General features: G+C 66.0%; 8 protein-coding genes. 3 read left to right on the top strand and 5 right to left on the bottom strand.

Annotated features, from left to right (window positions below; all coding sequences use genetic code 11):
* Positions 1 to 236: 236 nt before the first annotated feature.
* The gene (locus O6Y00_RS16505) at positions 237 to 938 is read left to right on the top strand and encodes a DUF6445 family protein (protein WP_353443695.1); all 702 of its coding nucleotides are present in this window, start codon (positions 237 to 239) and stop codon (positions 936 to 938) included.
* A 4-nt stretch (positions 939 to 942) separates the two neighbouring features.
* On the opposite strand, the gene O6Y00_RS16500 is transcribed toward O6Y00_RS16505, so the two are convergent.
* From O6Y00_RS16500 to O6Y00_RS16485, 4 genes are all read right to left on the bottom strand, one after another.
* Entirely contained in the window at positions 943 to 2,430 is a 1,488-nt protein-coding gene (locus O6Y00_RS16500; RefSeq protein ID WP_353443694.1) for a tryptophan halogenase family protein, read from the bottom strand.
* 2 nt (positions 2,431 to 2,432) lie between these two features.
* The gene (locus tag O6Y00_RS16495) at positions 2,433 to 4,463 is read right to left on the bottom strand and encodes a hypothetical protein (protein ID WP_353443693.1); all 2,031 of its coding nucleotides are present in this window, start codon (positions 4,461 to 4,463) and stop codon (positions 2,433 to 2,435) included.
* A gap of 55 nt (positions 4,464 to 4,518) precedes the next feature.
* Positions 4,519 to 7,140 carry a TonB-dependent receptor gene (locus O6Y00_RS16490; protein ID WP_353443692.1) on the bottom strand — a complete coding sequence of 874 codons (2,622 nt, stop codon included), beginning with the start codon at positions 7,138 to 7,140 and terminating at the stop codon, positions 4,519 to 4,521.
* 129 nt (positions 7,141 to 7,269) lie between these two features.
* Complete coding sequence (locus O6Y00_RS16485; RefSeq protein WP_353443691.1) at positions 7,270 to 9,543, bottom strand: glycoside hydrolase family 3 N-terminal domain-containing protein; 2,274 nt, start codon at positions 9,541 to 9,543, stop codon at positions 7,270 to 7,272.
* 206 nt (positions 9,544 to 9,749) lie between these two features.
* Between O6Y00_RS16485 and O6Y00_RS16480 the strand changes: the two genes are divergently transcribed.
* On the top strand, positions 9,750 to 10,559 hold the full coding sequence (locus tag O6Y00_RS16480; protein WP_353443690.1) for an MIP/aquaporin family protein: 810 nt from the start codon (positions 9,750 to 9,752) through the stop codon (positions 10,557 to 10,559).
* A gap of 41 nt (positions 10,560 to 10,600) precedes the next feature.
* Positions 10,601 to 12,088 carry a glycerol kinase GlpK gene (glpK, locus tag O6Y00_RS16475; RefSeq protein WP_353443689.1) on the top strand — a complete coding sequence of 496 codons (1,488 nt, stop codon included), beginning with the start codon at positions 10,601 to 10,603 and terminating at the stop codon, positions 12,086 to 12,088.
* A gap of 364 nt (positions 12,089 to 12,452) precedes the next feature.
* On the opposite strand, the gene O6Y00_RS16470 is transcribed toward glpK, so the two are convergent.
* Positions 12,453 to 12,698 carry a hypothetical protein gene (locus O6Y00_RS16470; RefSeq protein WP_353443688.1) on the bottom strand — a complete coding sequence of 82 codons (246 nt, stop codon included), beginning with the start codon at positions 12,696 to 12,698 and terminating at the stop codon, positions 12,453 to 12,455.
* Positions 12,699 to 12,798: the final 100 nt, after the last annotated feature.

Below are 12,798 nucleotides of genomic sequence, written 5' to 3'. Positions count from 1 at the left end.
TTTGTGAGATAGATGATTACTTGATGAGAATGTCTGCGTCAAACGCAGACTTGCCGGGGCGTACGAAATCGCTTGGCGGCCACTCCACATCATTCGTCGATTGAAATCGAGAGTCGGACATTCGCGACGCGGTACCAGGTTGCAACTGGCAGACAGCGGTTGGTCCGTATAACCCGTGACGCGCGCGGTGGAAAACGCTGCGTATTCAACGTCGAACAGGATAGTCAGGAGCGCCCGTGCCCCCCTCCCATGTCGAGTTTATCGGACAGCACCATAGCCCCTTGCTCGTGATCGACGATGCGGCTGCCGGTGCGGGTACGGACGTGGGCCGCGTCGTCGACATCGCCGCGGGGATCGCGCCGTTTCCAGCGGCGCGCGGCAACGCCTATCCCGGGCTGCGCCGGTTCATCGGGTCGGCCGACACGGACGCGGCGGCGTATGCGCGGCTCCTGCTGCGCAGGCTTGCGCCGGCCATCAACACGGCCTTTTCGGTCGACGGGTTCGACCTGCTGACGGCGAGCTTCTCGATGGTCACGGCCCGCCCGGAGACGCTCGCGCCGATCCAACGCGCACCGCATTTCGATTCGACCGATCCGCTGTATCTTGCGATCCTTCACTATGTCGGCGGGACGGCGGGCAGCGGCACCGCCTTCTATCGCCAGCGCGCCACCGGGATCGAGCGTGTCACCGACGCCAACCGCGCTGGCTTCATCGCCGCCGCGCAACGCGATGCGGCGGACTGGACCGGTTATATCGGGGCATCGACGCGCTCGTTCGAGCAGATCGGCGCGGTCGATGCCGTCCCGGACCGCGTGGTCGTGTATCAGGGAAGCCTGTTGCATTCGGGGACGATCCCCGACGAACTAAGCTTCAGCGACGACCCGCGCGTCGGCCGGCTGACCGCCAATTTCTTCGTCCGCGGACGCGCTGCCGCCTGACCCCTCATGTCGTCGGCCGGAGCGCACCGATCGCCGGCAGCTTGGCTGCGGTGTCGCGGATCGCACGACGCACCGACGCCAGCTGCGCGGCATTGTCGGCGTCGCTCATCGTGTCGAGCAACGGATTGTAATCCTCAGCGCGAACGCCCTGCCCGGTCAGCACGGCGAGCCAGCTCGCGTCGCGGAACAGTTCGTCGGGTGAGAGCATGATGCGACCCGAATGGCGGAACTGGTCGATTCTGTAGGCGAGCGTCTCGGGGATCGGCATCGCCTGACACTGCCGCCACAGCGGCTCCGACCGCCCTCGCGTCAAGTGGTAATGGAGGATGACGAAATCGCGCACCTCCTCGATCTCGCGCGCCGCGATCCGATTATACTGCTCGGCGAGCAGCGCGCTGCCGGTCCGGCGCGGGAACAGCGACAGCAGCTTGCCGATACCGCTCTGGATCAGGTGGATACTGGTCGATTCGAGCGGTTCGATGAAGCCGCTCGCCAGGCCGATCGCGACGACGTTGCCGACCCAGGATTTGCGGCGGCGGCCCGGGGTGAAGCGGATCAGCCGCGGCTCCGCGGTCGGCGCGGCGTCCATCGCCTTCACCAGCGTATCACACGCGGCATCGGGCGACTGGAACCGCGTCGCGAAGACGTAGCCGTTGCCGACGCGGTGCTGGAGCGGGATCCGCCAGCGCCACCCCGCCTCCTGCGCGATCGCCTGCGTATAGGGGGTCCGCTCGATCTCCGGCGCGGACGGTGCGGCCCAGGCGGCGTCGCACGGCAGCCAGTGCGACCAGTCCTCATACCCCGCCGCCATCTCCTGCTCGATCAGCAGCCCGCGAAACCCCGAACAGTCGATGAAGAGGTCGCCCGGCACGGTCTGGCCGGTCTCGGTGACCAGCGCGCGAATGTCGCCGTTTTCCTGTCGTTCGACGCGGGCGACCCTGCCCTCGATGCGGATCACGCCGCGGCTTTCCGAAAGGCCTCGCAGGTGTCGTGCATAAAGCGCCGCGTCGAAATGGAACGCGTAACCGAGCGTCGATAGGAGCGAGCGGGGATCGTTGACGGGTTTGGCGAACCGGCGCGCGCGCGCCGCCTGCGTCGTCAGCGAATAGTCCTCGATCGAGGTCGCGTCGCCGCCCAGCCGGGCCCGCGTCAACCGGTGTGCCATCATCGCCGCGTCGCCGGGCGCGCCATAGGTGCCGAAGGGATGGAAATAGGCACTCTCGTCGCCCTGCCAGCCGCGAAACTCGATCCCCAGCTTATGGGTCGCACCGGTGTCCGCCATGAACTGCGCTTCGTCGAGGCCGATCAGGCTGTTGAACCAGTGGATCGTCGGGATCGTCGCCTCGCCTACGCCGACCGTGCCGATCTCCTCGGATTCGACGAGCGTGATCTCCGTACCGCTGCGCGCCAACGCCTTGGACAGCGCGGCGGCGGTCATCCAGCCGGCCGTGCCGCCCCCCAGTATGACGACGCGGCGAACCGGCTCCGCCATGATCAGCGCGCGCCGCAGCCCGGGGGCGAGGTCGGTCGCTTCACCGCGAGATACACCGTGCTCCAGAGTTGCGCCGCGTTCGATTCGTCCGCGTCGGCGCCGCTCTCGCCGAACGCCGCGATCCGGTAGCCGCCGCCGGTGTAGCGCCACGACCAGAGTTCCGAACTCTGCACGCTGCGCCCCGCGTCGATCGCGTCCCACAGCCTGGTCTGCGTCTTGACGAGGCTGGAACAGACGGACGGCGTCAGGTCGGTCCGCGCGATTTGCCGCGCGAGGCCCGCCGCGACCAGCGCCTGCTGCCAAGACCAGATCACCGTGCCGTGATACGCCGCCGGCCCCAGTCGTGCCTGCCAAGCGCGATCGGCGAACACTGGATTGGCGACCAGCATGCCGACACCGGTCATCAGGCCAGCCGGAAATGGCCGCGCGATCGTCGTCGTCGCGACGTCGAGCGCTTGCCCATCGGGCCATCCGAACAACAGCGCGAAGCCCTCGTCCGAATGCAGGATCGGCACCGGCTTTCCGGCACCGTCGAGCGCGATCGCATTGTAGCGGAGCGGCTGGTTCGCGATCGCAGCGAGCGCGGGTGCGGCCGGTACGCCGACCCGCGCGGCGTAATCGGTGATCGACGTCCGTGCCGTGGCCGGGGAAACCGTCAGCGCGAACAGTCCGGGCGCGCGGGACGCCCAGATATCCGCCATCGCCGACACGTTCGCGAGCATCGCCTGATCCTCTCGCGTCGCATACGGCGCCAGCAGTCCGGCGCGGTTCATCGCGTCGATCGATTGCAACGCGGCGGGAACGAGGACGGCATTGATGTCATAGGCGTAGCGCCCGCCGCCCAGCCCATCGTTGCTGTCGCGCCATTCGCCCGCGTCCATGCCCGGTTTCAGCGCGACGAGATTGCGCCACCGCGGATCGCGCGCGAACGGCGCCGCCTTCGCCATGACGAACCGGACATTCGTCATCAGCGCCATCCCGAGCTTAGCTCGACCGTCCTGTTCGTTCAGAAACGCCTTCGCGCGCGCCTGTCCCCGTGCGTCGTCGATCAGCCACGCCCGCGCGACCGGCGCGAGCAGGAACGGGCTGTCGACCATGTTGTAGTTGTAGGTAGGAGCCGCCGAACTGGTCTTGTCGTCGCGGCGATGATCGAGGATCGCGAACTCGCCCAGGTCCTCCTCGTGTGCGACATTGCCGTCCGGTGCGAGCCGTTCGAGGACCGAGCGCAGCCCCGTCTCGACCGCGGCGGGCTGAAGTGCGGGCATCAGCAGCCGCACCGACATCAGCGTGTCACGCCCGAAATAGGTCAGGAAGCGCCACGATCCGGCCAGGAATTTCTCGTGATAGCTCAGGAACTGGAGCGCGGCGCGCGCCTGCGGATCGCGCGCCGCCGATGCGTTGAGCAAGCTGCCGGGTGCGAACGGCACCAGCGGCGCTTCCCCGGTCAGCGCAGTCACGGTCACGCCGATCGTGCCGTCGGCTGCCGCCGTCAGCGTCGTCCCGTTCAGTGTCCCATGATCGACGCGGACCGAAAGCCGGTAGCCTGCCGCGCCGTCCAGCCGATCGCGTGCCCATGTCAGCGTTCGATCGCGGCTGCGTACCGGTGCGTCCAGTTCAGCAGGCGCAGTACCCAGCGCCTGATAGTCGCGCAGCACGCGGACGCTGGTCAACAGTGCGCGCTTCACGCTCAACCGTGGCGCGCGAATGGTCGCCGCGAAGGTCACGCCGTGCAGCGGACGCCCCTTGCCATCGGTCGTCGAAAGCGGAGTCGCCGGTGCCGGCATCCGCCACTCCGCCGAGCCGGGGACAGAATCGAACCAGAGCCCCACGCCGCTGTTGCCCGCCGGAAACGCGACGAGCACACGGGGATCCTTACCCGATCGAAGCACGACATGCGCCGCGACGGGGCCTTTCTGCGTGAAGCTGTTGAGGTTCAGCCCCTCGCGCTGCGCACCCTGACCGGTAGCCGCTGTGCCGAGGCCGGACACGGCGGCGGCAAGGATCGCGGTGGCGAAAATCAGGGTACGGGTCATGGTCATCCGATACGCAAGAAGACGACCGGGCGCGAGCGCCCGGTCGCCGGATCGATCACAGCTTGATCGTCGCGCTGAAGATCGCGTTGCGACCATAGATCGCGCGGCCGTAGAAATAGCCATCGACGATCGTCTGCGTCTGGCCCTGCCGCGGGTTGCCCTCGGTAAAGCCCTTCGCGTTGGTCAGGTTATCGACGCTGGCATTCAGGTTGATCATCGGCGTCACGTTGACGCTGATGCCCGCCGAGAAGACGTTGTACTCCGGCAGGGCGATGCCGTTGCCCGCATCCGCGAAGATCTTGCCGACATATTTCCAGCGACCATAGATCTCCCCCAGCCCGTTCGGCAGGATGAACGACGGGGTCACCGTCAGCAGCTTCTTCGGCGTGCGCTCGGGCGTGTTGCCGTCATAGCTGCCGGCGATCGGCCCGCTGAACGTCAGGTTCGTCAGCTTCGGATCCTGGTACACGCCGATCACGTTCAGGCTGAAGAACCGGACGGGACGAATGTCGGCGTCGATCTGGACGCCGTTGGTGCGGCTGTCGGCGAGCGCGTTGGTCTGCTGGCTCTGATTGTCTGGGTTGATGATCTGGTAGGACAGATCGTTGATCTGCGTGCGGAAGCCGATCACCGACGCGTTGAAACCAGGCCACTGGAAGCGCAGGCCGCCCTCGTACAGCGTCAATCCGGTCGGCTTGTGCGTTCCGCCGGTGTCGCCGCCATTGGTCTGGAAGCCATAGGCACCACGCGCATACAGCGAGATGTTGGGCGTCAACGTGTAGTTGATGCCGCCGGTATAGGCGAGCTTGTCGAAACTGTCCGACTGGCGCGTGTAGGTCCCGTTGAAGGTGGCGCCGACGTCCCGGTACAGGCCTGGCGTGCCGACCGGCACCGCCGCGTTGACCAGCGCCTGGTTGCCGATATCGACCGAGACGCGCTGATGTTCATACCGCGCGCCGAAATCGATGTGGAGGTTCTCGCCGATGCGCAGTTCGTCGTTGAAATAGCCGGCGATCGAGTTGACCTCGTCCTCGAACAGCCCCTGCCCCCAGTTGCCGTAGTTCACCATGCCGTTGTTGGTGAGCGTTCCGAGCACCTGCCCGCCGGCGTTGATCGCGACGAGATCGTAGACGTGCGAGTCGTTGGTGACGTCGTTGATCACGGTCGCGGTGGCCGACTGGTCGTTCTTGCGGCGGACGTTGTAGTACATTCCGCCAACGGTCAGCGAATTGTCGATCGAGCCGCTCTTATAGTCCCATTTCGCACCGACATCGCTGCCGAAGTCCTTGGTCGCCAGCGTCTGGTGATTGAGTACCGTCTGCTGGAGCAGGCCATTGCCGTTCAGCGCGGACAGCGCCGCGGTGTTGCTTGCCGGAATTACCGCGCCGGTGCGGATATCGCGCAGGCCGTATTGCGCCGTACCGGGAAACGCGAACTGCGCGGCTTGGAAATAGGTGAAGTTCGCACCCTGGATCGGCGTCAGCCCGGCGAGTGGCGAGACCGCGGGATTGAGATAGTTCGCCGCGGAGGTCAGCCCGGCCGTTCCCGATCCCGATCCCGGGAAGATTCCGTTGAAATCGTATTTGCCGTCGAGATAGCGGACGTGCGCGAACAGGCTGAACGCGTCGGATACCGGCTTGTCGATGTCGATCCGGTAGGTGTTGGCCTTGACCCGGTTGCCCAGCGCCGAACTGAACTTTCGCAGCGCGTTGCCGGTGTTGGGGCTGTTCGGCACCAGAAACTGCGTGAAATACCGGCCGCCGACATCGTCCTTCTTGAGGTCGAGGCCGGGGACGCTGCTGATGTTGCCCGACGCGCTCACCTGGAACGGCATGTCGGCATAATAGGGATTGCGCTGGTCGATCCGCTTGTAGGTCAACCGCACCGTGCCGCCATCGTCGAACCGCTTCTCGAGGATCGCCTTGACGTTGTAGCCCTCGAACGTGAACGGCGTCCGCCGCACGCCCTTTTGCGAGGTGACGTAGCCACCGACGCTGAACGCCAGATTCTCGGCAATCGGCGCCGAGAAATACCCGTCGCTGCGCAGATCGCCATAGGTCGCGCCGGTGAAGCGCATCGATGCGGTCGCCTTGTCGTAACTCGGCTTCAACGAAATGAAGTTGATCGTCGCGCCCGCGCCATTGGGGGCGAGGACGCCCGACGTGCCGCCCTGGACCGCTTCCAGCCGGGCGATCGTGATGTCGTTCTGGAAATAGAAATCGGCACCGCCACCACCGTACAGGATCGGCATGCCGTCTTCTTCGAGCGTCACGAACGTCTGGGCGCCGCCGCGCAGGCCGCGCACCGAATAGTTGTTCGACGTCGGTCCCGCGGTTCCCTCGACGAACACGCCCGGCACCAGTTCAAGCGTCTCGGCGGTCGAACGCGGCGCTTTCCGCGCGATATCGGCGGAGTCGGCGAGCGTCACGTTCGACGAACTGTCGAACAGCGTGCGCTTGCCCGACGTGTTCCCGGTGACGATGATCTCCTGCATGCCGCCGGACCCAGTGGCGGCCGGATCGGTTGCGGCCGGATCGTTTGCCGGGGTGCCGGCCTCGCTGGGCGCCTGCGTCGCTGCATCGGCGGGCGGCGCTGCCTGTTGCGCCAGCGCGGGGCTGACGATCATCGCACCGCTGGCGAACAGCGCGGCACGGAAGGACGAACGAAAATCGATCATGGCATACCTCTCCTGCAGCAGTGTCGATTTCCGCTCGGCTACCGCTAACCTGGATCATATTGGATCTATTGAACGATTGCTATTTGGTAAGCGAAACAATTGCTTACTGTGGCGATATGACCACAGTCGTCACTTATCGACCGTGATTTCGCCATGCAGACCGGAGTCATCGCTCGACTGCGCGACCCACAGGTCGAAGTCCCCCGGCTCGACGCGCCACGTGCCATCCGCCGCGACAAGCGCCAGTTCGTCGCGGGACAGCGACAGCGTTACGCGCGTCTTCTCATGCTTCGCCACGGCCACCCAACGGAATTGCTTGAGCAGCCGCACCGGACGGGTCCGGCTTGCCACGCGGTCCCTTATGTAGAGCTGGACCAGCGCGCTGCCGTCGCGCTCACCGATGTTGGCAACCACCACCGTCAGCTCGATCACGCTCGGCCCGCGCCACCTGACCACGAGATCGGAGAGCAGAAATCGGGTGTAGGACAGGCCGTGACCGAAGCCGTAGAGCGGTGCATCGGCTGCATCGCGCCAATGCGCCGCTCCCGGTTTCATCGGCTCGCCGACGGGCGCAGGCCGTCCCGTCGGGCGATGGTCGTAGCTCCACGGCTGCTGACCCGTAGCGACCGGGAAACTGACGGGCAGACGTCCTCGCGGCTCGCAGCGGCCGAACAGGATATCGGCGACGGCGTGACCCGTCGCTTCGCCGAGAAACCATGTCGCGAGGATGGCGTTGGCATCGCGAACGGCGCCGTGAAGCGCCAATGCCCGACCGTGCCGCAACACGACGACGATCGGCTTGCCGGTGGCGGCGACGGCTTCCGCCAACGCCTGTTGCGCGGCGGGCACGACGATCTCCACGCGGCTGTTGCCCTCGCCCGACATATCGCCGGCTTCACCGATCGCCAGCAGGACGACGTCGGCCGATCGTGCCGCGCGTACCGCCCGATCGATGCCGCCGGGTATCGCTGCATCGACCGCAGAACCTGGCTCGACCGACAGGGTGTCGGTAAACCGCGCAAGGCCCGTCGCGAGATCGATCCCGTCGGCTTTTCCGGCGAACGACCAGGGTCCGTTGAGATTGGCGGTGTCCCGCCCGAACGGTCCGATCAGGGCGATCCGCGTATCACGGCGCAGCGGCAGGATATCCGCTGCGTTCTTGAGCAGGACGATGGCGCGGGTCGCGACGTCCCTCGCGGTGGTTCTGACCGCGATGCTCTGCGTCTCGCGGCGCTCGACCGCAAGGTCCAGCGATCGATACGGGTCGTCGAACAGCCCGAGTTTTGCCTTGAGCCCGAGCACGCGCCGCACGGCTTCGTCGACGCGCGCCATCGGCACCGCGCCCGCCGCGACCAGCGCCGGCAGGTGAGCGTTGAACAGGCCGCTTTGCATCGACATGTCGATCCCGGCGAGGATCGCCAGTCGCGCCGCATCGGCTTCGTCGCGCGCGATGCCGTGCGCGATCAGTTCGCGATCGGCGTCGTAATCCGACACGCAGACGCCGGAAAAACCGAGATCCCCGCGCAGGATATCGGTCAACAGATGACGGTTGGCGGTGGCCGGGATGCCGCCGACGTCGGTGAACGAGGCCATTGTCGCCATTGCACCTGCGGCGAAAGCGGCGGCGAACGGCGGCAGGAACGTCTCGCGCAATTCCGCGTCGGACATATCGACTGCCGCATATTCCATGCCGCCGCGAACCGCCGAATACCCCGCGAAATGCTTGGGTGTCGCCAGCACCGCATCGGCCAGTCTCAGATCCGGCCCCTGGAATCCTCGGACGCGCGCGGCGGCAAGCAGGCGGTTCAGATAAACATCCTCGCCAGCCCCTTCGGCCACCCTGCCCCACCGCTGATCGCGGGCGACATCGACGACCGGCGCGAACGTCCAGTGCAGCCCGCCGGCCGCAGTCTCGCGCGCAACCGCCCGCGCCGCCCGTTCGGAAAGGTCGGGATCGAACGCAGCCGCTTCGGCGAGCGGGATCGGGAAGATCGTCCGACATCCGTGGATCACGTCGGCGGCGAACAGCAGGGGAATCTTCAAACGGCTGGCTAGAGCGGCATCCTGCGCGCGACGCGCACCGGCGACGCCGTAGCCGTTGAACAGCATGCCGATGCGCCCGGCCCGGATCGCGGCAAGCTGCGCCTCGGCGCCTTGTGCATTGACGACCGGATTGAACACCGCGCCGACCGGTCTGACCTCGTCGTTGAAACACGACAGCTGCCCCGCCTTCTCCTCGACCGTCATGCGCGAGATCAGCCCGTCGATATGCGAGCCCGCCGCCGCCATCTTGGCGCAGATCGGGCTGCCAACCGCTAAAGTCAGAAGGCTGCCCATCATGAGTCCGCGGCGATCCAGAACCGTGCCGTAGGCGAGTATCGAATCGTCAATGCTTTGTTCCATCAGCGAAAACTGCGCCACGATCGCGGGAGTAGCAACGCCGACAGGCTGAGCGAGGTGCGCGTCTACCGCGCGCAGCGGCATAGTGGCTTGCGTCGCACTGCCAGCACGATACTCTGTGGCCATCAGCGCTCGTGGGGGGATCGGCTTGCCGAACTCCCGTTCTCGCGACGGTTGAAGATCATTGGCTTGCTGAGGGACGAAACACCATGGACTCCCAAGCAAAGGCTTTCCTCGGCGAGTTGATCTCCGAGGCGGTCGCGATCTTCATCGTGATGACATTCGGGTTGTCCGTGGCGGCGATGTACACGCTGTACGATCCGAGCCCGTACAAGACCGCATATTGGGGCGTCTGCATGACGTGGGGCATGGCGGTGTCGATCTCGATCTACGTCACCGGCGCGGTGTCCGGCACGCATGCCAATCCGGGCGTGACGCTGGCGCTCGCATTGTATCGCGGGTTTCCGTGGAAGAAGGTCCTGCCCTATTGGGGCGCGCAACTGGTCGGCGCGTTCCTTGGCGCGGCGATCGTCTACGCGCTGTATTACAACGTCATCGATCACTTCAACGCGGCGCAGAACGTCGCGCGCGCCGATGGCGGCGCGGCCGGCGTGTTCTTTACCGCACCCGGCCTCGCGGTGACGACGATGAAGGGATTCATCGACGAGATCATCCTGACCGCGATCCTGATCTTCGGAATCTTCGCGATCACCGACGAGTTCAACACGATGGCCCCGCAGGCCAATTTCGGCGCGATCGTGATCGGCCTGCTGGTGGCGGTGATCGGTGCGTCGATGGGCTATCTGGAAGGGTGGGCGATCAATCCCGCGCGCGATCTCGGGCCCCGCACGTTCGCGTGGCTGATGGGATGGGACAAATCCGCGTTTCCCGGCGTCGGCAATTACTGGTGGGCGCCGATCGTGGGACCGCTGATCGGCGCGGTGATCGGCGGCGGTGCGCAGCACCTGCTGATCCGCCCCTTCCTGCCGCGTGACAGGCCTGCCGCTGGTCCGCAATGATGGCCCGCAAAAGTGCCGGATTGATTTAGGAGAGTTAAGGCGTGACCGACACCATCATCCTGGCGATCGACCAGGGTACGACCTCGACCCGCAGCATGACGTTCGACACGGACGGCGTACCGCGCCAGACCGTGCGCCGCGAGTTCGCGCAGCATTATCCGCACTCGGGCTGGGTCGAGCATGACGCCGAGGATATCTGGCGCGACGCCGTCGCGACGCTCAAGGAAGCCGCCGAGGCCGACGGCGGCAAGGTCGCCGCGATCGGCATCACCAACCAGCGCGAGACGGTGGTGGTGTGGGATCGCAAGACCGGCAAGCCCGTCCACAACGCGATCGTCTGGCAGGATCGGCGCACCGCCAAGCTGTGTGCCGAGTTGAAGGCGGACGGCAACGAACCGCTGGTGCGCGCGCGGACCGGGTTGATCCTCGACCCGTATTTCTCGGGCACCAAGCTCAAGTGGATCCTCGACAACGTCGACGGCGTCCGCGCCCGCGCCGAGCGCGGCGAGCTCGCTTTCGGAACGATCGACAGCTTCCTGTTGTGGCGGCTGACCGGCGGCAAGGTGCATGCGACCGACGCATCGAACGCCTCGCGCACGCTGCTGTTCGACATCCACAAGGGTGCCTGGGACCCCGACATGCTGCGGATGCTCGACATCCCCGAGAGCCTGCTGCCCGAGGTGAAGAACAACAGCACGATCTTCGGCGAGACCACGGCGGACCTGCTCGGCAAGGCGGTCCCGATCGGTGGCATGGCGGGCGACCAGCAGGCCGCGGTGGTCGGCCAGGCCTGTTTCGAGCGCGGCGACGCCAAGTCGACCTACGGCACCGGCTGCTTCGTGTTGCTCAACACCGGCAAGGAGGCGGTGACGAGCAAGAACGGCATGCTCACGACGATCGCCTATCAGCTCGACGGCGAGATCACCTATGCGCTGGAGGGGTCGATCTTCGTCGCGGGGGCGGCGGTGAAGTGGTTGCGCGATGGGCTTGGGCTGATCAACCGTGCCGCGGACACCAACGACATGGCGACCAAGCTCGACGGCAATGGCGGCGTGTACATGGTGCCGGCGTTCGTCGGCCTCGGCGCCCCGCACTGGGATCCGGACGCGCGCGCGAGCATCACCGGGCTCACCTTTGCCGCGACCGGATCGCACATCGCCCGCGCCGCGCTCGAATCGGTCGCCTACCAGACCGCCGACCTGATGAACGCGATGGTCGCGGACGGCGCGCGCGATGCCCGCCAGATCCGCGTCGACGGTGGCATGGCGGCGAACGACTGGTTCTGCCAGTTCCTGGCCGACATGCTCGACACCGACGTCGTCCGGCCCGCGAACATCGAGACGACCGCGGCGGGGGCAGCGTTCCTGGCCGGCATGGCGGTTGGGATATGGAATGGCCCTGCAGATATCGCCGCCGCGTGGAAAGAGGACCGTATTTTCGGCCCGACGATGAAGGGCGACGAGCGCAAGCTTCTAATGGGCGAATGGCAGGCCGCGGTCGACCGCACCAGTTCGAAGAAGCGCGTATAGGCTCCAACTCTTCGTGGCCCGACATCGACCTGATCGAAATCGGGGGGAGTGAACCGCACGGGGATCCTACGCGACACGCGTCCGCGCCGATGACTCGATCCGAATTTGCGCATCGGTCGCGTATGGTGCGCAACGGAATGGCGACACGGGTCTTTCGCCGGCAGCGCTGTATTCCTGGCTCATGCGGATGACCGAGCGGGGGTTGGTCGAGCCTTGATGGCGCGAGCCTACCCAGCAAGGGTGCCCGCCACGCTCCGCCTATCGCCTGACGACGGGCGGGGTTGCGGTAGTCCGGTTGCTAGCGCCTGCGCTTGGCGCCGCTACCGGACTGTCGCTCGCATGACTGCGGGCATGGCGCATCGCGTCATGACGCTGGTGGTTCGCTGCCTGCCTCAAGACCGGCGCGGCTGGCAACAAGCGATGGAGGAGTTCGGATAAGCGCTGACGGCAGCCCGTTCGCGTTCTGGGTTCGATGCCCGATCGTCGCCTGTTTCGTGGCGATCGCGACGTTCCATCCTGAACGCGCTGTGTCCGGCCAGCGTTGCCCGAGATTGCGCGTTTGTCGACGCATATCTGCTGCGACGATGATCGCTGCCGCAATCTTCGACATAATCACCATAGTCGTACCCGCTACAGGATCGCAAAGACTGCGCACAGGAGACTGGCTGCAGCGCCAACTGCGGCGGGCAACGCATGGGTAACGTCTGCAG

It is taken from the genome of Sphingomonas faeni (assembly GCF_040407565.1).
GTDB classification, from domain to species: domain Bacteria; phylum Pseudomonadota; class Alphaproteobacteria; order Sphingomonadales; family Sphingomonadaceae; genus Sphingomonas; species Sphingomonas faeni_F.
Note: the sequence above shows the minus strand (reverse complement) of the source record. Positions and strands in the feature narration are given on the sequence as shown.